The sequence below is a fragment of the Ralstonia sp. SA306 genome, from assembly GCF_054792405.1.
In genome coordinates, this window is sequence record NZ_CP096452.1 from 917,272 (window position 1) to 939,052 (window position 21,781).

19 protein-coding genes are annotated in these 21,781 nt (G+C 60.8%); 5 read left to right on the plus strand and 14 right to left on the minus strand.

Annotated features, from left to right (window positions below):
* Positions 1–49: 49 nt before the first annotated feature.
* The 5 genes from M1D44_RS20725 to M1D44_RS20745 all read right to left on the minus strand — a co-directional run bounded on the left by M1D44_RS20725 (position 50) and on the right by M1D44_RS20745 (position 3,842).
* Positions 50–502, minus strand: coding sequence for a hypothetical protein (locus tag M1D44_RS20725; RefSeq protein WP_439004454.1), 453 nt, complete (start codon positions 500–502; stop codon positions 50–52).
* Positions 503–716: 214 nt separating this feature from the next.
* Positions 717–1,370 (minus strand): hypothetical protein, encoded by a 654-nt coding sequence (locus tag M1D44_RS20730; RefSeq protein ID WP_316852314.1) that lies wholly within the window; start codon positions 1,368–1,370, stop codon positions 717–719.
* Positions 1,371–1,798: 428 nt separating this feature from the next.
* Positions 1,799–2,176 (minus strand): hypothetical protein, encoded by a 378-nt coding sequence (locus M1D44_RS20735; RefSeq protein WP_316852315.1) that lies wholly within the window; start codon positions 2,174–2,176, stop codon positions 1,799–1,801.
* A 555-nt stretch (positions 2,177–2,731) separates the two neighbouring features.
* Positions 2,732–3,136 carry an HPF/RaiA family ribosome-associated protein gene (locus M1D44_RS20740; protein ID WP_316852316.1) on the minus strand — a complete coding sequence of 135 codons (405 nt, stop codon included), beginning with the start codon at positions 3,134–3,136 and terminating at the stop codon, positions 2,732–2,734.
* Between the two features lie 160 nt (positions 3,137–3,296).
* A complete protein-coding gene (locus M1D44_RS20745) occupies positions 3,297–3,842 on the minus strand; it encodes an Hsp20/alpha crystallin family protein (RefSeq protein ID WP_112187834.1) in 546 nt (181 codons plus the stop codon).
* A 322-nt stretch (positions 3,843–4,164) separates the two neighbouring features.
* Between M1D44_RS20745 and M1D44_RS20750 the strand changes: the two genes are divergently transcribed.
* Positions 4,165–4,794, plus strand: a complete 630-nt coding sequence (locus M1D44_RS20750) for a response regulator (protein WP_024978911.1) — start codon at positions 4,165–4,167, stop codon at positions 4,792–4,794.
* A 33-nt stretch (positions 4,795–4,827) separates the two neighbouring features.
* Here M1D44_RS20750 and M1D44_RS20755 read toward each other — a convergent pair whose 3' ends face one another.
* Positions 4,828–6,576, minus strand: a complete 1,749-nt coding sequence (locus tag M1D44_RS20755; RefSeq protein WP_316852318.1) for a sensor histidine kinase — start codon at positions 6,574–6,576, stop codon at positions 4,828–4,830.
* A gap of 357 nt (positions 6,577–6,933) precedes the next feature.
* On the opposite strand from M1D44_RS20755, the gene M1D44_RS20760 reads away from it, so the two are divergent.
* Entirely contained in the window at positions 6,934–7,254 is a 321-nt protein-coding gene (locus M1D44_RS20760) for an HPF/RaiA family ribosome-associated protein (protein WP_080693724.1), read from the plus strand.
* Positions 7,255–7,299: 45 nt separating this feature from the next.
* Here M1D44_RS20760 and M1D44_RS20765 read toward each other — a convergent pair whose 3' ends face one another.
* Genes M1D44_RS20765 through acsA form a run of 5 tightly spaced genes read right to left on the minus strand, consistent with a single transcriptional unit; the run spans position 7,300 to position 12,487 of the window.
* On the minus strand, positions 7,300–7,560 hold the full coding sequence (locus M1D44_RS20765; protein ID WP_316852319.1) for an acyl carrier protein: 261 nt from the start codon (positions 7,558–7,560) through the stop codon (positions 7,300–7,302).
* A complete protein-coding gene (locus tag M1D44_RS20770; RefSeq protein ID WP_316852320.1) occupies positions 7,557–8,693 on the minus strand; it encodes a dihydrolipoamide acetyltransferase family protein in 1,137 nt (378 codons plus the stop codon). The genes M1D44_RS20765 and M1D44_RS20770 overlap by 4 nt, the downstream gene beginning before the upstream one ends.
* Before the next feature lie 37 nt (positions 8,694–8,730).
* Positions 8,731–9,705, minus strand: a complete 975-nt coding sequence (locus tag M1D44_RS20775) for an alpha-ketoacid dehydrogenase subunit beta (protein WP_316683047.1) — start codon at positions 9,703–9,705, stop codon at positions 8,731–8,733.
* The gene (gene pdhA, locus M1D44_RS20780; protein WP_316852321.1) at positions 9,702–10,724 is read right to left on the minus strand and encodes a pyruvate dehydrogenase (acetyl-transferring) E1 component subunit alpha; all 1,023 of its coding nucleotides are present in this window, start codon (positions 10,722–10,724) and stop codon (positions 9,702–9,704) included. The genes M1D44_RS20775 and pdhA overlap by 4 nt, the downstream gene beginning before the upstream one ends.
* Positions 10,721–12,487: an acetate--CoA ligase gene (gene acsA, locus M1D44_RS20785; RefSeq protein ID WP_316852322.1), complete on the minus strand. Its 1,767-nt coding sequence runs from the start codon at positions 12,485–12,487 to the stop codon at positions 10,721–10,723. The genes pdhA and acsA overlap by 4 nt, the downstream gene beginning before the upstream one ends.
* A 201-nt stretch (positions 12,488–12,688) precedes the next feature.
* On the opposite strand from acsA, the gene M1D44_RS20790 reads away from it, so the two are divergent.
* Both M1D44_RS20790 and fdhF read left to right on the plus strand, forming a co-directional pair.
* Positions 12,689–14,437, plus strand: a complete 1,749-nt coding sequence (locus M1D44_RS20790) for a complex I 51 kDa subunit family protein (RefSeq protein ID WP_316852323.1) — start codon at positions 12,689–12,691, stop codon at positions 14,435–14,437.
* Positions 14,425–17,103, plus strand: a complete 2,679-nt coding sequence (fdhF, locus tag M1D44_RS20795) for a formate dehydrogenase subunit alpha (protein WP_316852324.1) — start codon at positions 14,425–14,427, stop codon at positions 17,101–17,103. The genes M1D44_RS20790 and fdhF overlap by 13 nt, the downstream gene beginning before the upstream one ends.
* A 12-nt stretch (positions 17,104–17,115) precedes the next feature.
* On the opposite strand, the gene ppsA is transcribed toward fdhF, so the two are convergent.
* Together ppsA and M1D44_RS20805 are read right to left on the minus strand one after the other, a co-directional pair.
* Positions 17,116–19,515, minus strand: coding sequence for a phosphoenolpyruvate synthase (gene ppsA / locus M1D44_RS20800; RefSeq protein ID WP_316852325.1), 2,400 nt, complete (start codon positions 19,513–19,515; stop codon positions 17,116–17,118).
* A gap of 45 nt (positions 19,516–19,560) precedes the next feature.
* Entirely contained in the window at positions 19,561–19,824 is a 264-nt protein-coding gene (locus tag M1D44_RS20805) for a hypothetical protein (protein WP_024978900.1), read from the minus strand.
* Positions 19,825–20,011: 187 nt separating this feature from the next.
* Here M1D44_RS20805 and M1D44_RS20810 point away from each other — a divergent pair, with 187 nt between their 5' ends.
* Positions 20,012–20,944, plus strand: coding sequence for a 1-phosphofructokinase family hexose kinase (locus M1D44_RS20810; protein ID WP_316852326.1), 933 nt, complete (start codon positions 20,012–20,014; stop codon positions 20,942–20,944).
* A 133-nt stretch (positions 20,945–21,077) separates the two neighbouring features.
* Here M1D44_RS20810 and M1D44_RS20815 read toward each other — a convergent pair whose 3' ends face one another.
* Complete coding sequence (locus M1D44_RS20815) at positions 21,078–21,578, minus strand: BCAM0308 family protein (protein WP_316852327.1); 501 nt, start codon at positions 21,576–21,578, stop codon at positions 21,078–21,080.
* Positions 21,579–21,781 lie beyond the last annotated feature (203 nt).

The window sequence follows — 21,781 nt, forward strand, 5'->3', positions numbered from 1 at the left end:
TGGCAGCTACGCGCATCGACGGAATTCGACAAGGCAATACCAGACGCTGCTACTTCGTCTTATTGCCGCCATCCGTGTATGGGTCACGTTTGCCCTTTGCGCCTTCGGTGTACGGATCAAACTTGCCGCTCCTTGATCCTTCTGTGTACGGGTCGCGCTTGGCTTGTTTGCCCCCGTCCGTATAGGGGTCACGTTTGCTCTTTGCGCCTTCCGTGTAGGGGTCAAACTTGCCGCGCCTTGATCCTTCCGTGTACGGGTCGCGTTTGGCTTGCTTGGCGCCGTCGGTATATGCGTCGCGTTTGCCCTTTGCGCCTTCCGTGTAGGGATCAAACTTGCCGCTCCTCGACCCTTCCGTGTACGGGTCGGGCTTGGCCTGTTTGGCGCCATCCGTGTAGGGATCCACCTTGCCGGCCCTTTGTCCGTCGCTGTTCGGTGCTGTGTCGGGCTTACTTTGTGCGTACGCCGACGTGGAAGCTGCCGCGACAACGAGCAAAGTCATCATGAGTTTTCCGCGCATTTTGTGCTCCTGCAAACAAATCAAGTCCAACCGTTGGATCAAAGAACCTGTTCCATCCACCACGTGCTTGCTCGATGGCTATTTCAAGAATAGATAGCTGCCAGAGACGCTCGTTGACAGGAATCAAGCCGTGCTCTTTCGTCGACGCCTGCATGGCACATGCTTTGGGCGGGCGTATTTCCATTCGCCAGGACAGCCCTCATGCGCCTCGCGCGCTCTTGGGCGTCGTTTGTGGTTGTGACGTTGATCGGGCTTGCGTAGCCGACGCGGCTATCACGTTGAAGGTGTTGACCAACGTCTGCCAAGAGTCCAGGGACGCGATCAACAGTTGTGCAGGAGTTGCAGTCGTTCCGGGACGATGTTGGAACTGATCGTTCCAGTCCGTCGCTTGGCGCAGATAAGAGCGCTGTGTGTCATTGAGGAAGTCGGCCCACTGCCGAACTGCATTTGCGCTTTGGTCGGCTTGGAGCTTCATATAGGCGCTCTGCGCCGAGGCCAGTGTGCTCCAGTCTTTGACTGTGTCCAACTGGCCCTCCAGCTGGGACAGATTCTGCAGCGCGGTTTCCGCCATCTTGACGCGAAGGCGCGCGAGATGAAGCTGGCTATCGACAAAGAACTCGGCCGCGCGGCTGGCATTGCGCAGGGTCGCGCAGGCGAAGTTACGGGCTGCATCAGTAGGCTGTGGCATCACGATCTCCGGTTGACATGACTGCAGGGTAGGCACTTCGTTATTGCCGGAGTTGACCTGACGCAAGTCTCTGGAGCGGCTTGCCGTATGCCGCAGATTGGGCGGCTTTCCTGAGGCGGTTGGCTGCCTGAGCCAAAGACCTTCTTCCGAGAACAGTGCCCTCATCGCATCTGCTGAGCAGGCCGGTCGGCGCCTAGTCCAGATCCAACTCTGGGTGGTCGGACAGAACGTCGGCTCGGGAACGGCATGCGCGCAGCGGGTCGTCTGGTCCAATCCATGCCGCGCGCACGTTCGCGCAGACGTCACGAAACCTCGCGGTGGTGATGCCCATGCGATTGGCTGCCGTGGCCCAGTGTGTAAAGACTTTCGAATGCACAGCCAGATATCTCTGGCGAACGTCTGGCTCCCGCGGAAACATGCCATCTCCGGTGGAGAAGTCAGGGCACCTGAGGTAGAGGTTGAACCAGAAGAGCGCTGCATACGCCCGGAGAATCTCTTCCACTGACTCGCGGCAGGCCGGGTCGACGGCGATATGCGGGCACGGGCAATCGGTCGCACAGAAATAGGTCGTACGCATGTTTGCGCGCTCCGGGTTATCCGACGTGTTGGGGTGGCATGGCGGGGGAATACGCTCGCAGCGGATTGGTGATGGTTTCCACCGTAACCGTCATGTCCAGCCCGCCGACGCCAGGCAAGCGGAGCAGGGTCATCTTCAAATAGGCCAGCGGGCGGGCGTTGTTCACGTGGCCAGCGACGCGAATGCGCCCATGCTCGGCGCTAACATGAAGCCTGTTCGCCAACGACGGCGCAAACCAGTTAGCGGCTGTTTTTGCCAGAACGGCAAGCGCCGGATCCGGGAGCAGACAGGAACTGGCATCCGGAAGAAAGACCGTTTCCAATGCGTCTTCGTTGATGTGCCGAATGGGTGCCGCTGTAGCGATCTGATGGTGGACGAAGGCGGGAACGATCATGGCAAGTCCTGCGTGTCGAGGTGTCTTGTCATCACTGTAGAAGACGGCTTGGAAGCCTATTTGATCGTGAGCAAAGCTTGACCCGCCCCCCCGCGGCTGACTGCAAGCTGCGCTTGATGTTGATCGAGCAGGGGGGCATACGTTTCAGATGTCGACACACGTATTCGTTCCGCAAACGGCGCGGTGTCTCTGACTGCGATATCGGAAGGCCCGCTGCTCTACGTCCCTGCAGTGTGGCAAGTACCACGTCAGCGCGTCTTATAACGGCGTGGAGCGGCAGGACGTGCGCAGTCCTTGCCATGCCATTTCATTGATACATGCTTGGCGGAGCCGGCTGCACCCTTGCCGCATAGCGCGCGGCGAGTTCGCGGCCGAGCAGGACACCCGCACTGAATGCGAGGTCTCGGGAGACATAGCCTTCAGCGCTGGCGGCGGAAACCCAGGACGAGCATTTCCCATTAGGCGAAACGAACCTGCATTCGCAATCCCAACGCTTGTCGCTTCGCCGTTTTGTACGAACGTCCACCCAACCGCGCCCGGCTTGAACGGTCAAACTCATATTCCCCCCTTGGCTTCGAGGAGCGCGTTCGATTGCGTGGGGACCATTTCACTTCGCAATGCGAACTCGATTTCTCTGAACGCTTCGCGAAGTGCCTCACGGGCGTCGTCACTGAGGGCTTGGCCCGAGAGGTGGCGGTGGTGGCGTGTCATCACATCAACGTGCACCCTGACGGGTCGGTTATGTGTCTGTTGTCGTGGGGCTTGAATCAACTTGACGCGGCAACGTGCGATCTCCGCCTGAACGGCGCCCAGGCTGTTCGCCTGTTTGATGACAGCCGCCTCGATCGCTTTGGAGTGCGGAAAGTCCTGGAATGAAATATCCAATGGCAAGGTCACGCTTGAACTCCTTGACCCGATGTTGGGCGCCACCACGCCATCATGCGCAGCAGAGAATTTCAAGGTCGGTTTCTGTCAACCGGATGGCGCGGCCGGAGCGTAGGAGCTCGGGCCGCGAGTAAGACCGCAAGCGACGGAGTACGAGTGCGAGTACGAGTGCGAACAGTGCAACGATTTGCCGCTCTACGTCCCCCGCCGTTCTTACGGCAAGCCATCCGAGACATCAGCCCCCGTTGACGGGGATCGTCTTGGAAGCGGCTTGCGCTGCGTCCGTCTTGGGGAGTGTCACCGTTAACACCCCATTCTTGAAGCTGGCCTGGATCTTGTCTGCGTCGACGCCATCGGGCATGCGGAATGAACGCTCGAATGCCCCGAAGTGGCGTTCATGCAGGTAATAGTCTTTCTGTTTCTCTTCCTTCTCTTCCTGCTTCTCGCCTTTGATCGTCAAGCCGCCGTTGGCCAGCTTGACCTCGACGTCTTTCTCTTCCATGCCTGGCAGATCGGCTTTGATCTCGTAAGCCGTATCGGTTTCGACAACGTCTACGGCAGGTGCGGACGTCAAAGCCCATTCGCGACGCCAGAATGGCGCGATATCGAGCGCAGCACGATGAAATGGAAAGAGATGAAATCCGCGGTCGAAATCATCGAAGACACGCGCAACCTCATGCCGTAGGTTGTCGAACGCGCGCCAGGGTTGCATGGAGCCCGGTTGCTTGGGCGAAGCTTCCGTTCCGGTCTTCACGGCGGGCTTGGTGTCGGATTCAGCCATGATGCTTTCTCCTATGGGGGGACTGGGAGAAACCATTCTGGACGCGGATGCGAACCGCATCTTGATGGACATCAACGGGCCTATGCCCGCGATGTTGTGCTCCATTTTCCGTCGGATCCATGCGTTCCCCTCGCGATCACGCAAACGATCTTGCTGTTGCCCGAGCAGGATTGGCGAGCGTTTTGAGGCCTCGTCGCGTTGCCACAAGCAGCGCACATTCCTGTTCCTGACATTGATCAGAAAGCCATATGGCAAGCGTTGTATGCGAATTGCCGCGCCACCTACCATGAAATGATGGGAGCGCAGATCTAAGGGAGACGCGATGATCAAGGTGCTGATAGCGGATGACCACGCCGTCTTTCGTGAGGGATTGGGCCGCATTCTGAGCGATGCCTGCGATATCGAAGTTGTTGGCGAGGCAATTGACGGTGCATCAACCATCGATCTGGTGCGCGGTACACCGGCCGACGTCATCGTGCTGGACTTATCGATGCCAGGGCGCAGCGGCATTGACCTGATCGCCCAGGTTCGCAGGGATGTTCCGCAGCTCAAAGTCTTGGTCTTGACCATGCACGCTGAGGACCAGTACGCGCTACGCGCATTCCGAGCAGGGGCCGTCGGCTATCTGACGAAAGAGGGGGCGGTCAAGGAGCTAGAGAAGGCTATCCGCAAGGCCGCCTCGGGCGGTACATACATGACGCAGGCCGTGGCAGAGCTACTCGTGCACAATCTCGGCGACCCAGACGACAGGCAGCTTCATCAGCGGCTCAGTGACCGCGAGTTCGATATTTTCCTGCGCTTATCGAAAGGCGAGTCGCTGGCGACGATTGCGCACGATCTCTGCATCAGCAAAAAAACTGTCAGCACATATAAAGCGCGCATTCTGGAAAGAATGCACTTGCAGAATGATGTCGCCTTGGTCCGGTACGCGCTCAGCCATGGGTTGGCATGAGCTGGCCGCAGCGAGCAGTGCCGCAATGCCGAACTACATTGCCCTGGGTTGGTCATCGGCTGCTGGCAGCCGTGTTTGCGGAGTTGCGGCTATCGTTTGTGGAATGGTCAGTTCGATCAATGTTCCGGTTTCGGGCGATGAGTCGATGCTTAAGCTCCCTTGTACGAGATAGGCGCGCTCACGCAAGCCAACAAGCCCGAAAGACAGGTCTTTTCTCGGATGCGCAGGGTCGAAGCCGATGCCATCGTCCCGCACGGAAAGCTGGACGGTGGGGGCCTCATAGATCAGCCGCACCTGTACAACCGACGCACCAGCATGGCGTGCCACATTGACCAGACACTCCTGCAGCACGCGATACACAGTGGATGCGAAAGGCTCGGGTAGCTCAAAGTGCTCGGGCGCAATCGTCAGCTCGCACCGAATACGGTGCCGCCGTTGAAACGAATCAACGAGCCATCTGCACGCAGGTACAAGACCTAGATCGTCGAGCATGGACGGGCGCAAATCGGAAGCGAGCCGCCGTGTCGCACCGATCATGTCGTCCACAGCTTGCTCCATTGAACTCAAGCGTTCGGCAGCCGGCTTGTTCGTGGCGTCAAGCTTGTGCTCCAACATCTGCATGTCGACCTTAAGCGCTGCCAGCGATTGGGCAAGCTCGTCGTGAAGCTCGCGGGAAATGCGCCGCCGCTCTTCTTCGCCGGCCCGTGAACTGATCGTTGCCAACTCACGCAGTTCCTCTCTCGAGCGCTCAAGCGCCTGTTCGGCGCGCTTACGCTCGATGATTTCCTGTCGAAGCTCGCCGTTCGTGACGCTGAGTTGAGCGGTGCGGTCCTTGACGCGCTGTTCGAGATGCTCGTTCGCTTCGTTCAATTGTTGCGTCTTCTCCAACGCGCGTGCGCGCGCTGCGCTCTCGTTATCCAGTGCTTTCACCAGCATGGCGTAGAGCCTGGCATGTTCGATGATCAGCGCGACAAGGACAAAACTGGACGCGACAAGGCCGTAGGCGCGGCCGGCGTAGAAGCCGAGGTCGAACCGACCGTGGTTGAACACGGCAGACAGTGCCACTTCAAATGCCGATGTGACGGCGACAACTGCACACCATAGATTCAGCAGCGAGTGGCCGCGGTGCCGCCACAGAATCGCAGCGGCCAGCACATTGAGCATCCACACAATGCCGACTGTCGTTGACATTGCACCGGTATATCCATGCCCGCTCATGATGGCTGCCAAGAGCGACGGGTGCGTAGCCAGCGCAGTCAGCCCGTAAGTCAAAAGCAGTACGACGCCGGCCGCCCATAGAACGGGGGAGAGTGCGTGCCGCAACCGGATATGCCGCGTGCGCTCGTTTTCCTGCAGAAGGGCATAGGCGATCAGCGAGAGCGGAAACCCGCCGTGCCAGAACATATAGAGCCACGCTGTCGTTTGCGGGCCTGCATTCAGAAGCCCCGATGCCGAGAACAGCCCGGGGAAACTGAGCATGTGCACCGCCGCAACCGTGGCGGTGAAGAAGTAGCCGGATGAAAGCGCCAGCAACCCCGGCGAGCGGAGCAGGGTGAACTGCCCGACCAGCATCGCAGCGGTGACAAGATCGTTGATGACGACCGCGGATTCATAGACGGGAATGAACCCCCAAACTTGCGCCAGTTGCCACTGAGCGAACGGCAATACGGCCACAAAGACCACGACAGACGCCAGCATTGCCGCCATGACCAACCGCTTCTGATTCGGTCGCGGCACGACGGTCGACAGGAAGATGCGGGGATTGCTCCCGGGGTCGCTCAAAATCACTCTCCGATAACTAGAACCGGCGCACGCGGCACGCTTTTCCGAAATGTGGGGCTTGACCGCGCGCGCTGGCTTCGGACCTTGTCAGGTTTTCCTGACATGCAGAGCGCCATCGGGCTGATGTGTATTTCATCCCAGGCTGCTTACTCGCGTTGACTCACCTCTGTAGGCTTCAACCTTAGCTTGCAAGCAAGCGTATCAATATGAGGCAGCGCAGATATTCCGCTGGTTAGCCTGAAGCGAGGCATGAAGTCGAGCGCGCGATCGCTGCCTGATCAACTGGTTCATCCGCAAGAGAACCCCCCGATTGGTTCCGCTTCGCTGTTGAACTTCGGTTTTATATTCGTCTAGATCATGGACACTCGACGAGTCGAGATTCAGTTCCGGCATCTGCCTCCCTCCGATGCCATCAAGGAAGCCGTGAGGCGATTTTTCAACAAGCTCAATGGTCTGCCATGCAGCGTCGAAAGGTGCAGCGTGAGGTTGGCTTCCGAAAGAGCCGAACCGCTTTGCGGCGGTCCCTATTTCGTTCACGTCGAGGTGAAGATGCAAGGGCAGGAGCTTGCAATCGACCAGGCATCTGATGTGGACGTGTATGTCGCGCTTCTCAATGCCCTTCGGGACATGCATGAAATGGTCAGAGCAGCGGGATCGAAACGCCGATGCGCTGCATGACAACCGGCGGTGGCAGCGCCTGCGGTTGTTGGTAACAGGCAAGGTCTACTGGCCATGCAAGTTTTCTCGTGCCCTGACGAGATATGCGACGACATCATCCAGCGTTACCAGGCGCGCATAGTCGGATTCGGGAATCTCAACCTTGAGTTTGTCGTGCAATCCCAACAGGAAATTCAGCCAATCCATGGAGTCGAGATCCACCTGTCTGCGCAATGGCCGGTCGGGGCGGAGTTCGGCGGTGTCGATTTCGGGGGCGATTGCAAGGAGTGCCGCAAGCACGATCGCGCGAATTTCAGCGTCGCTCATTGATCAAATGCCTCCGGATGCTGCAACCGTTCGCGTAATTCGGTCAGGAATAGGGCGCCGCGATGCCCGTCAGACACCCTGTGATCTGCCGATAGGCTTGCCGTAACAGCAGGCATGACCTTCAACTTGCCGTTTTCTGCCCACGGCTGCTCGGCTATGCGGCCAAAACCTACCAACGCCACCTGCGGTGGGTAGATGATGCCGAACACCTGCGCGACACCCTGGTCGCCCAGGTTGGTCACGGTGATTGTGGGTTCGGATATCTCGGAGCTTTTCAATGATCCGGCCCGGCAGCGCCTAACCAGATCGGTCAGCTCTTGCATCAACTGTGTGAGAGGTTTCGCATGAGCGTCCAATAGCGCTGGCGCTACCAGCCCGCCTTGCCGCAACGAGATTGCCACCCCAACGTGGACGGCAGTTGCCGCTTGGAAGGCACCATCGCGAAAGAAGCCATTGAACTCGGGAAACTGCTTGAGTGACAGGGCAACGGCCTTGATGAGAGCGATGGCAGGCAATAGACGTTCCGCCAAGGGGCGCTCACTGTTCTCCTTTGCAAGCCAAGCCAACATGGTCGCCAAGGGAATGGTTTCGGCGACGTAGTAGTGCGGGATCTCGCGTTTGGATCGCGTCATTGCGGCAGCAATGGTCTTGCGTATGTCGGCTGATTTGTCGCTTGAGGCGGTGCCGGCGGTGCCGCTTTCTCGCGCGGCATGCTCAACGTCGGCCAGCGTGACGGCGCCTTCGCGGCCGGTGCCGGCAATGGAGCCGATGTCGATGCCGCGCTGGCGCGCCGCCTGGCGAGCAGCGGGCGAGACCATTTGGCGCCGCCCCGAGGATGGTTGTGAGCCCGTAGTCACCGGAATCTTGCGCGAATGCACGACGGCAGCAGGCGCTTCGCCCGGTTCCAGGAATGTTGCCATCAACGTCCCGACCGGAATCTTCGTGCCAGGCTCGACCAGTAATTCGGCAACGGTGCCTTCGTGCCAGCTCTCGATGTCGATCGCCGCCTTGCTTGTGTCGACCACGGCAACGATCTGGCCTTTCTTCACGGTGTCGCCGGGCTTGATCAGCCATTCGAGCAGCGTGCCCTCGTCCATGTCGGCGCCCAGAGCGGGCAGCGTAAATTCGATCATGCGGTCTCCACGGAGGTCGCAACGCTTGAAGGGACCGTCATGCCAGCATCTGCTTGACCGCATCGACGATCCGGTTTGGCTGCGGTAGTGCGGCTTCTTCCATGTGCTTTGCGTAAGGAATCGGCACCTCGGCAGTACAGACCCGGGCCACCGGCGCGTCCAACTCGTAGAACACCTGCTCGCCAATGCGCGCCATGATTTCGGAGGCCAGGCTGACGCTGCGCCATCCTTCGTCAACGATGACCGCACGGCGGCATTTGGCGACCGACATCATGATCGTGGCATCGTCCAGCGGGCGCAACGAGCGCAGGTCAATCACCTCGGCGGAAATGCCACCGGCAGCAAGCGTTTCGGCTGCTTGCAGCGCCTTGTGGAGTGAACCACCGTAAGTGATGATCGACACGTCCTTTCCGGGTCGCCGGATGCAGGCAGAGCGGATGTCAACCGCACTGACATCGGGAAGTTCGTCTTCCATGTTGTAAAGCGCGGCATGTTCGAAGATCAGTACGGGGTCAGGATCGGCCAAGGCGGGTGCAAGCATGCCGCGTGCGTCCTCGATTGTGGCGGGGGCCACCACCTTGAGCCCTGGAATTCCGGCATACCAGCCTTCGAAGCTGTGCGAGTGTTGTGCGGCCACTTGGCGACCAGCGCCCGTGGCCATGCGAATGACCAGCGGCACCGAGAACTGTCCGCCCGACATGTGCCGGTATAGCGCAGCTGTGTTCACGATCTGATCGAGTGCCAGCAGGCTGAAATTGACAGTCATCACCTCGACGATGGGTCGCATGCCGCCCAGTGCCGCACCGATGCCGGCACCAGTGAATCCGAGTTCCGAGAGCGGTGTATCGCGGATGCGCTCGGGACCAAACTCGGCCAGCAGCCCTTTGGAAACTGCGTAGGAGCCGCCATACCGGCCGACATCCTCGCCCATGAGGAACACGCGCGGATCACCTAGGAGCGCTTCCCGCAAGGCTTCACGCAACGCGTCGCGGTAACTGAGGCGGCGGCTCATGGCGCGGCTCCGGCAGGCGTGTAGAGGTCCTTCAGCAAGTCATCTTCGGCTTCCCAGGTGCCAGCGTCCGCGAAGGCCTCAGCTTTGGCCACTTCGGCATTGATCTCGGCATCGAGGGCAAGAAACTCGTCTTCAGCCAATTTCCCCTCGGCCTTCAGGCGCTCCGTGAACGTGTGGATTGGACCGAGTGCCTTCCAGGCTTCAACCTCCGCCGCTTGCCTGTAGAGGTCAGGGTCGTACATCGAGTGAGCCCGAAAGCGGTACGTACGAAACTCCAGGAAGGCTGGCCCGGCACCGCTTCTGACATACGCGACGGCGTCTTTCGCGGCCTCATGAACGGCGACGATATCCATGCCGTCCACAAACTTCGCAGGCATGGCGTAGGAAGCGGCCTTAGCGCACAGGTCGGTCTGCGCCTGATGGTGTTCCAAGGCGGTGCCCATGGCATAGAGGTTGTTCTCACAGCAGAAAAGCAAGGGGAGCCTCCACAGCGCGGCCAGATTCATCGACTCATGAAACGCGCCTTCAGCCACCGCACCGTCACCGAAGAAGCAGGCGGTGATACGGTTGGCGCCTTGCATCTTCTCCGCCAACGCCAGACCCACCGAGATGGGCAGCCCCCCGCCAACAATGGCGTTGCCACCAAACAGTCGGGTCTTGCGGTCAAACAGGTGCATGGACCCACCGCGTCCGCGGGCGCAGCCCTCGCACTTGCCGTACATTTCGGCCATCAGCACACCCATGTCCATGCCACGCACCAGGGCATGGCCATGTTCACGGTAGGTCGCAACGACGTTGTCCTCCGCGCATAACGCACGCAAGGCACCCACGCCAACGGCCTCCTCGCCGATGTATAGGTGCAGGAAGCCGCGTATCTTGCCCGCCCCATAAAGCTCCGCGCATTTCTCCTCAAAACGGCGAATGCGCATCATGTCGCGCAGCAGCGCCTGTGCGAAGGCTCGGTCGTAGGGGACAGGCCCTGTAGGCGGCGGCGGTGGCGGATGGTCGATGACGGTCATGTTCCACCCTCCAGCGTTGATGTATCGCCCTCGGGAAGGCCGAGCTCTCGGGCTTTCAGCAAGCGCCGCATGATCTTGCCGCTGCGTGTGCGTGGGAGTTGTTCCTGAAAGGCGATCTCTTTAGGGGCGACCGCAGCACCCAGGCGCGTCCTGGCGTGCGCAAGCAATTCCATGCGCAGTGCTTCGGTGGGCTCGAACCCTTGGTTGAGCGAGACAAAGGCCTTAACCCGCTCCCCAATGATCGGGTCCGGCATGCCGATCACGCCGGCTTCGGCCACAGCCGGATGCTCCATCAGTGCGCTTTCGACCTCAAAGGGGCCGATCAGGTGCCCGGCGGACTTGATGACATCGTCGGCGCGGCCAACGAACCAGTAATAGCCGTCTGCATCGCGCTCAGCTAGATCACCAGTCAGATACCACTCGCCGACAAAACACTTTCGATAGCGCTCTTCATTGTTGAGATAGCCTCGGAACATGGACGGCCACCCTCGCTTGAGCGCGAGCTCCCCTTGCATGTTGGGCTCATTGATGACCTCTACACCGCCATCTTCACGGTGCCGCACAATCGCGGCTTCAATGCCGGGCAGGGGCCGGCCCATCGATCCTGGTTTGATGTCGAACGCTGGCGTGTTGGCGATCATGATGCCGCCCGTCTCGGTTTGCCACCAGTTATCGTGGATTGGCAGCCCCAGCACCTCCTTGCCCCACCAGACAGCCTCCGGGTTCAATGGCTCACCGACGCTGGCGATGAAGCGAAGCTGTGTGAGCGGGTATCGCTTTGCCGTGTCCGCGCCCGCTTTCATCAGCATGCGGATCGCGGTTGGCGCGGTGTACCAGACGCTGACACGTTCGTTGCGCAGGATGCCGTACCAGCGTTCAGCATCAAATTCCTCCTGGTCCACGACCGAGGTCACGCCATGCAGCAGCGGGGCAATGGTGCCGTAAGAGGTGCCGGTCACCCAGCCAGGATCGGCGGTACACCAGTAGATATCGGTGGCGTGCAGGTCCAGCGCGTACTTGCCCGTTGCCCAGTGCGTCGCGACTGCACCATGCACATGGACCGCGCCCTTCGGGGTGCCGGTGGTGCCGCTAGTGAAATGCAGCAGCGCAATGTCCTCGGCCGTCGTCGGCGTGATCTCGCACAGGTCCGATGCGCTGCGCAGCAGAGAAGCGACATCAAGCGTGCCAGGCTCAGCCGTCGTGCCGCCGTCCTCCGCCACCAGCAGCACATGTTTGAGACTTGGCATGCGGTCGCGCCATTTGGCAATCTTGCGTGCATAGAGGGCATCGGTTGTCAGTAGCACGGTGCCCGTACCGAGGTTGACGCGGGTGGCAATAGGCTCGGGGCCAAAAGCGGAAAACAGAGGGCAGACCACCGTGCCATTCTTCAGGGCGCCCAACAGGCCGATATAGAGTTCCGGAATACGCCCCGAGAGGATGAAGAGCCGATCGCCCTTGCCAACGCCCAGCGCGCGCAGTGCGTTGCAAAAGCGGTTGGTCTGCGCGCGCAATTGTGCGTAGCTGACCGGGCGGCCGGGCGTGTCAGCAGCGAGGAAGCGGAACGCAATTCGCTCGTCGGCACCATCGACTGCGTGGCGGTCCACTGCATGCCACGCAATGTTGACCACCCCGGAAGGCAGTCCCGTCAACTCACGACCGATGGCGTCCCAAGAAAAGCTGCGGCACTCGGCTTCATAGTCGACAAGGTTTGGTTCGACACGCCAGTCGTCAGCGGTTTTGTGGATGATCGGTGACGTGTCCATCGTGCCCCCCTGAGGCCAAATATAGGCTTGCAGGCACATAACGGAAAGCGGGATGGTGCCCATTCAACGGGCATAAGCAGCACACAGGTGCGGAAGTCGCGCGGCAGATCATGAAAGCGCTGAGAGACTCCGCACGGACACGGGCAGCCCGGACGTTTCTGTCAGAGAAAGGCCGTGCATTTACGGCGGCCAGGGCGTCGCATGGCCAGCGGGAATTTCTCGAAAAAATGTGCCTCGCAAAACACCAATCCGACCTTTCGGCAGCACCGTAATGACTCGGTATCAACCGGCGGCTTGACCGGCATCAAGCTGCGCGCGCTAGGCTGGCGAACAATGATTCTGTCCTTCCATTGTTCGGCCACGAAGATGAAGCCAGTTATGCGAGACGTGCTGCGCAGGCGCCTGCACCGGCATAAACGGCGGGGAGGCGCGAACCAGGCTAACGGCAGCGACGTCGTGTCTACCCCAGAGGCCACGCCGACGTCGCTCACGAACCGAGATTCCAGCCAGGCCATGAAGATGCCACGGCAACGGCATCTGGCCCCGAGCGGCTTTTATCACCTTGAGCACACTGCGATCAGCGAGTGCGCTTGTGCGGGGTTGGCGTGCTTCGCTGCTCGCGCTGATAGGCCGGACCTCTGGCAGATCGCGGCCACACAGACACCTGCGCTCTACTGCCTTGGCAAGTGCTATGACGCACCAAGTGACGGCATGCACGATATTCGACCGCACGTCGGCCAACATGCCAGCCAGCCGGTTCTGCTGGGCAACGTGCTGCGCGGCGGTGTGCGTGATCTGCCGACCTATCGCGGCGACGGGGCCGCGCTCGAAAAGGCTCGGCAGATGGCGCCGCAAGCTTTGGTGAACATGGTGGAGGCGTCCCGATTGCGAGGGCGAGGCGGCGCCGCATTCCCCGCTGGCATCAAATGGCAAGCCGTTGCCAACGCACGCGCCCAAACCAAGTATGTGGTCGTCAACGCGGACGAAGGTGACCCCGGGGCGTTCTCTGATCGGTTCTTGCTGGAAGATGACCCGTTTCGCGTCATTGAGGCCACCGCGATTGCCGCACACGCCGTAGGCGCGCGACGCGGTTACATCTACATCCGCAAAGAGTATCCGGAAGCGGTGCGCGTCGTGTCGCATGCGTTGGAACAGGCGCGCGCGGCCGGCTGGCTCGGCCCGACACTCGAGCTTGAACTGGTCGTGGGGCAGGGTGCCTACATCTGCGGAGAAGAAACTTCACTGCTGAACGCGCTGGAAGGTCGACGCCCGGAAGTGCGGCCACGACCACCACAGATCAGCGAGCGCGGACTGTTTGGCGCTCCCACTCTCGTGCACAACGTTGAGACCTTGTGCGCGATTCCCTGGATCGTGACCCATGGCGCGGCCGCCTATGCCGCCCTCGGTTTCTCAAACAGCCGAGGGACCAAGTTGTTGTCTCTGAACTCTCTGTTTCGCCGCCCCGGGCTCTACGAAGTCGAGTTCGGCATCAGTCTGGCGGATGTGGTCGAGCGGCTCGGTCAAGGGTTGCGGCGTGGCAAGCTGAAGGGGTTGATGGTCGGGGGGCCTCTGGCCGGCATTGTCCCGCCGACATTGCTCGACATCCGGCTTGGCTACGAAGAGATGCAGTCCATCGACTGTGCCGTGGGGCACGGCGGCGTCATCGCGTTTGCCGACGACTCATCCATCCCACGCATCGTTGCGCAGGTCTTGCGCTTTGGCGCTCGCGAGTCTTGTGGCAAGTGCACGCCCTGTCATCTTGGTGTGCCCGTTCTGGCAGCCATGGCAGATGCGGCGGCCAACCGTCTACCAATCGATGCGGACCGCTTCCGCCGCTTGATTGAGGCCTTGGAAGCGACCAGCCTTTGCGGGCATGGCCGAGGGCTGGCCGAGTTTGTCCAGTCTGTGCGACGCCACTATCCGTCGGAGCTACAAGCATGGTGCGACTGACGGTCGACGGTATTCCATTGGAAGCGGCGGACGGCTCCCTGTTGATCGACGCGCTGTCGGCGGCGGGGAAGGCCGTTCCGCACGTGTGCCACGATAAACGTCTGACGCCTTCTGGCGCGTGCCGTCTGTGTCTTGTGCAGGTGCAAGGCCAACCGCGGCCTGTTGCAAGCTGCACCGCAGAAGTGGCTGAGGGCATGGTCGTGCAGACCCGCAGCAATGCACTCGACGCACTGTGCCGCACCAACTTGGAACTCATCGCCGCACGCTATCCGCGAACGGCGTATGCAGCAGACCCGAAACACCCGTTTCACCGCCTGTTGGCCGAATACGGGGTACCCCCTGGCGGTAAGCAGGAGGACGGACTCTTCTTCAAGGATGACAGCCATCCCTACCTTGGCGTCGGCATGGAGCGCTGTGTCTATTGCGAGCGCTGTGTGCGCATCTGCGAGGAGGTCCAGGGGCAGTTCATCTGGGAGACAACCGGGCGCGGCGATGCGATGCACATCGCGGTCGGCAAAGGGCCGACGTTACTCACCGCAGGCTGTGTCAGTTGCGGCGCCTGCGTAGACACTTGTCCGAGCGGTGCCTTGTTCGACAAACGGTCCGGCGTCAAGCCAACGGCTTGGACTCGTACAACCTGCGCATACTGCGGCGTCGGCTGCCAAATGGAGGCGGGGACGGCCAATGGTCAGGTCGTCGCCGTGCGACCTGCCGATCGCCCTGTCAATCGCGGGCATCTGTGCCTCAAGGGCCGGTATGCGTTTGAGTACAACCACGCCCCGGACCGTGTTACCCAACCGATGCTGCGGCGTAATGGGAGGTGGCAAGCGGTGGGCTGGAATGAGGCGCTTGGCTTCACGGCGGCGCGGCTGCAGGAAATCATCGCCGCGAACGGGCCAGATGCCATTGGCGTACTCGGATCGTCGCGTGCGACCAATGAGGAGAACTATCTGGCCCAGAAGTTTGCTCGCGTGGTACTGGGCACCCACAACGTCGATTGTTGCGCGCGCGTTTGCCATACCCCAAGTGCGAAAGCGCTGAAGACGATGCTTGGCATTGGCGCAGCCACCAACACCTTCGATGATATTGAGCATGCGAGCACGTTCCTGATCTGCGGTGCGAATCCGACCGAGAACCATCCGGTGGTCGGTGCGCGCATCAAACAGGCTGTATTGGCGGGCGCGCAGCTCGTGGTCATCGACCCGCGCCGTACAGAGCTGGCAGAGTTGGCTGACGTGCACCTGCCTGTGCGCATGGGCTGCAACGTGCCGCTGTTCAATGCGTTGGCCGCCGTGATCATCGAGGAAGGGTGGGTTGATCGCGTGTTTCTGTCCGAGCGGGTCAGCGGCTTCGATACCTTCGCCGCGCATGTCGCTGCCTATTCTCCGGAGAGCGTTGCCGGGTTGTGTGGGGTCTCGGCGCCGGCCATTCGCGCCGCCGCCCGAATCTACGCCAAAGGGCGGCCCGCCATGTGTTTTCATGGCCTGGGCGTAACCGAGCACCTGCAAGGCAGCGAAGGAGTGATGGCGCTCATCAACCTGGCGTTGCTGACGGGCAACCTTGGTCGGCCTGGCAGCGGCATCAATCCATTGCGCGGACAGAACAACGTACAAGGCGCGGCACAGATGGGATGCGACCCCGCCACGCTCACGGGCGCCCAGTCAATTGGCCAGGCGGGCGCTCGATTCGAACAAGTGTGGGGAACCCAACTGCCTGCAACACGGGGGCTGGATGTTCTGGAAATGATGGACGCTGCCCGCGCGGGCCGACTCAAGGCGCTGTGGGTAATGGGCTACGACATCTATCTCTCCCTGGCTAATGCGTCCACAACGGCAGCCGCACTTGGCGCCCTGGATCTGGTGATCGTGCAAGACCTGTTCATCAACCAGACTGCTGCAACGTTCGGCACGGTGTTTCTGCCGGCGGCATCGGCCTTCGAGAAAGAAGGCACCTTCATGAACTCGGATCGACGCGTACAGCGTGTTCGCGCCGTCACTGCGGCTCCCGGGCAGGCACGTTCTGACTGGTGGATCATCCAGGCGCTCGCTGCCCGCATGGGCAAGTCGAAGGGTTTCGAATTCGAGGGCGCTCAGCAGATCTGGGACGAAGTGCGTTCGGTCTGGCCGCTAGGGGCCGGCTTGGCATACTCGCGCCTCGATGGCGAAGATCTGCACTGGCCATGCCCGGATGAAACGCATCCCGGAACACCCGTACTCCATCAGGACCGTTTTTTCGGTAACAAGACCGCCACGCTGGCCCCTATCGCATACGTGCCCACGCCCGAGCAACCAGACGACGACTATCCCTTCCTTCTGACCACAGGCCGCGTGTTGCAGCACTTCAACGCCGGCACGATGAGCTACCGCACCCCCAACGCGGCGCTGAGGCCATCGGACACACTGGATATGGCACCAGCGGATGCAGCACGCCATGGCTTGATGGAAGGCGACGTGGTCGAGGTGTCAAGCAGGTATGGATCTGCGATCCTGCCGTTGCATATCAGCCGTGCGATGCAAATTGGACAACTGTTCTGCAGCTTCCACCGCGCCGATCTATTGATCAACCGATTGACATCCCCCGTACGCGACCGCTTGGTGCACGCGCCCGAATATAAGGTGACGGCGGTACGGGTGAAAAAGCGCGGCGACGGATCAGGGCCGTGTTGAGCACCATCCGTATCACGAGGCTTTCGTTGCAGTGCTCTCCGCAGCCGCCACACTGCGCTTGACCGCGATGAAGCTATCGGGGCTCACCGATATGGAATCAATGCCGCACTCGACAAGGAAGGCAGCAAACTCAGGGTGGTCGCTCGGTGCTTGACCGCACAGGCCGACATGGGCACCGGCCTCGTGCGCACTCGCAATGACACTGCGGATCATCCACTTTACGGCGTCGTCCTGTTCATCGAAAAGCGCGGCAAGATCGGCAGAGTCACGGTCAACGCCCAGCGTCAGTTGCGTCAGATCGTTGCTGCCAATGGAGAAGCCGTCGAAACGTTGCGCGAAGGCCTTCGCCAGGATCACGTTCGATGGGATCTCACACATCACGTAAATCTGAAGACCGGCTTCTCCGCGATGGATACCGTTGTCAGCCATCACCTCAAGCACGTGGTCCGCTTCGCTTGTTGAACGGCAGAAAGGGATCATCACAACGACGTTCTTGAAGCCCATCTCATTGCGCAAACGACGGATGGCCCGGCACTCGAGCGCGAAGCCTTCCCGATAGCGGGGGGAGTAGTACCGCGACGCACCACGGAATCCGAGCATGGGATTTTCTTCCTTCGGCTCGAATTCGGCTCCGCCGATCAGATGCGCGTACTCGTTGGTCTTGAAGTCGCTCATGCGGACAATGACAGGGTGCGGATACTGGACCGCCGCGATCCGCCCCAGCCCACGCGCAAGGCGATCGACGAAATACTCCGTCCTGTCTTTGTAGCCCGTCGTCAATGCTGCAATCGTCTGCTTGGCGCCTTCGTCCTTGAGCGTATCGAAGCGGGCAAGGGCCATCGGATGGATCTTGATATGGTTGCTCACGACGAACTCCATTCGTGCGAGCCCGACCCCGTCGGCAGGGATCCGCCACCAGCGAAACGCCGCCGCCGGATTGGCGAGGTTCAGCATGACCTTGGTGCGCGTCGCGGGGATATCGCCAAAGTCGATCTCGTCGACCACAAAGTCCGCAATGCCTTCGTAGACGAACCCTTCTCGGCCCTCTGCGCAAGACACGGTGATCTCCTGCTCGTCATGCAGCAGATGCGTCGCGTTACCGGCCCCGACGATGGCGGGAAGCCCAAGCTCGCGGCTGACGATCGCCGCGTGCGATGTGCGGCCACCCTGATCAGTGATGATCGCTGCCGCCCGTCGCATGACAGGCACCCAGTCCGGATCCGTCGTCTGGGCGACGAGGATGGCGCCGTCGATGAAACGCCCCATGTCTCGGGGGCTTTCGATGATGCAGACCTTGCCGGCAGCGATGGCTTCTCCGATGCTGACACCGGACAGGATCTTGCGCCCCGCACTCTTCATGTGCCAGGTCTTTACCGCACCGGCTTCACGACGTGACTCCACCGTTTCGGGCCGAGCCTGCACGACGAACACCTCGTTGGTGAGCCCGTCCTTTGCCCATTCAATATCCATCGGTTGGCCATAGTGCTGTTCGATCACGCAGGCCCAGCGCGACAAAGTCAAAATCTCTTGGTCACTCAGGACGAAAGCCGCACGCTCGGCTTTCGATGTTGGAACGTTCTTCGTCGGCTGTTCGCTATCGCTTGTGTAGATCATTTTGAGACCTTTTCCGCCAAGCTTTTTCGCGACGATCGGGGATAGCGATGGTTCCGACAGGAGTGGCTTGAACACCTCATATTCGTCGGGATCAACTTCTCCTTGCACCACGTTTTCGCCCAGCCCCCAGGCCGCATTGATCAGGATGGATTTGTCAAAGCCCGTCTCGGTATCGATGGAGAACATGACGCCTGCGCCGCCCAGATCTGATCGCACCATGCGCTGGACACCCACCGATAGCGCGACCTTCAGATGATCGATCCCCTTCGCTTGGCGATAGCTGATCGCGCGGTCGGTGAAAAGCGACGCGTAGCAGCGCCGGCAAGCGTCAAGCAAGACGCGCTCGCCCTTGATATTGAGATACGTCTCCTGCTGGCCGGCGAAGCTGGCATCGGGCAGATCCTCGGCGGTGGCGCTGGATCGCACGGCAACGTCCAGGTCGATTTGTCCCGTTCGGCGGTTCAGTTCGCCGTAAGCAAGGCGGATTGCCTTAGCAAGCTCACTTGGCCACTCACCGCGAAGCATGGCCCGTCGGATGATGAGCCCCGCCTCGGCCAGGGGAAGCTTGCCGTCATCGAAGTCAGTGAGCGCGGAGCACATGATCGGCTGCAAGTCATTTGCCTCGACAAAGTGCCTGAAAGCATCGGCAGTGAGTGCAAAGCCCGGTGGAACATTGACGCCCTTGCCAGCCAGGTTGGCCACCATCTCGCCGAGCGACGCATTCTTGCCGCCGACCCGTGGAACGTCGGTCCGTCGCAGGTTTTCGAACCAGACAACGTGTGCAGTGTCGTTGACCATGTGAGCCTCCCTAGCGGCGGGGTTCGGGGATCTTTGGAAAAGAAACTAGACGCCACGCCCCGATGCGTCGAAGTCGGGAAACTCGGCGTCAAGGAGCTCATAGATCATTTTGGCCTTGCCGGTCAGCTCGATATCCATGCCGCGGATGAGATGCTCGTCCGAACGGAGCCACTTATAGGCGAGCTGCACGTCCTGGATGCTGGGTTCGATTGCGAGAATGCGAGTCAGCACCTCCATCTCGAACGGGCCGATGACCTCTCTGATCTCCTTCGCGGTCAGGTGGTCGTGGTTTTGGGAAGCGGTTTTCATGGCGGTTGCGTCTCCTATGTTTTCAACAGGCAGCAAGGGTGATTCGGCCAGTCCAATAAATACTGGCATGATGGATGGCACTGATTTTGTGCCGTATCAAACGAGGGCTGATTACTCCGCGCCGCGAAAAATCGCCCGGACACGTTGGCCTTGTCATGCTGCCCGTCGTGCCCCCTGGAGGTACGCAATGCCGGAAATCGTCACGCTCACGGTCAATCCCGCAATCGATATCGCCACGTCGGTGGAGTGCTTGACGGACACACACAAGATGCGCTGCGCCCCGGCCCGCAGTGACCCCGGAGGAGGTGGAATCAACGTCGCCCGCGTTGTCCATCGGCTGGGCGGGGATTGCCTGGCCATTTACCTTGCCGGCGGCCCGGTGGCCGAGCGATTGGGGCGTCTCCTGTCGGCAGAGGGCCTGCCGTTCGTCGCCCTCGGGATCGAAGGGGAGACGCGTGAGAACTTTTCCGTGACGGAACTGTGCAGCCACCGGGAATTCCGGTTCGTGATGCCCGGGCCGGTCGTCTCGGAAGCGGAATGGCAGCGCTGCCTGGACTACCTGGGTGCGCTGCACCCTGCGCCGCGCTACCTCGTGCTAAGCGGAAGCCTGCCCCTCGGGGTAGCAGAAGACTTCTACGCGCGCGTCATTGATCAGGCCAAGGTTCATGGCAGCCGCGTCGTACTGGATGCCTCAGGTCCGGCATTGCGTGCTGCGTTGCTACATGCGCCATACCTGATCAAGCCCAGCCTGAGCGAGCTTCGGCAACTGACTGGGCGCGCGTTGGAGACAGAAGCGGATTGCCTGCAGGCCGCCCAGGAGATTGTCCGCAATGGGCATGCGCATGCCGTTGCGCTCACACTGGGCGCAGGCGGGGCCATGCTCGTCACGCAGGAAGAGGTTGTACGCGCAGGGGCTGTCGCAACGTCATTCCTCAGCACCATTGGGGCGGGTGACAGCTTCGTGGGCGGAATGGTCTGGGCGCTTAACCGGAATGTGGGGATGCAGGAGGCATTTCGATACGGCATGGCCGCCGCAGCAGCAGCGTTGAGCCATGCCGGTACCGAACTTGGCAGCGCCGCCGAGATCGAGCAGCGCTACGCAGAGGTCTCAGTGTCTTGATACGCGCCTGCCTGGGCGGGATTGGACCGGGGTGACCGCCGCTTGGCTTGCAAGGGCGGCTCCATGATCTCTTGGCTGGATGACCAATCTGTGTGAAAGGCAGCAGGAGGCGTTGCGGAACGCCTCCGGAGTTTTACCGACTCCATTTCACGTGCAGTTCGGTTTCTGCATTGCCATAGTCAAACGTCAGGTGTCCGTGGAATGCATGGTGGATTGCGTGGCCGATGTCGCGCGCCAGATGAAACCCGGTCGTCAGGATGTCAGTGCCGCTGCTCGTGCTTTCGACGGCCATGATGCGCTCCATCGGATGATCCGCGCGCAGATCTGCCTCGCGGTGGCGGGCGAGTGTCAGGATCTCTTCCCGATGGGCCGTCTCGAACTCCCCTGAGAGGTGGATTCGGGCCGCAGGCATCTGGTCGGCGGCACGTTGGCATGCCGAGCAGATCAATGAGGTGGCCCCGGGCGGTGGACTGCGCCACAGCCAGCGGCCCTTGAGATAGACGGCGCCGCAAACGGGGCAGCAGCTTACAGCCGGTGCCTTGTCGGGTTGCCGATACCGGTTGTGGATCGGCTCGACGGCAAATGGGCTCCAGCGTGCCGGCCGCACTCGTTCGGATTGAGAGCGTTGTTTCATGTTGACTCCTATGAGGGCGAATTCCTCCGGCCTGCTGCAGACCAGAACCTGCAACGCAGTCGCGGTGGACAATTCTCAGAGTACCCCCCGCAGCGCGACACGATTTGGGCTGAATCAAGTCTGCGCGTAGCAGTGCGCGTCGGGCCAGGCTTGCGTACAGATGCGCCGCGATACCGAGCATCACGGCCGACACGGCGAGCAGC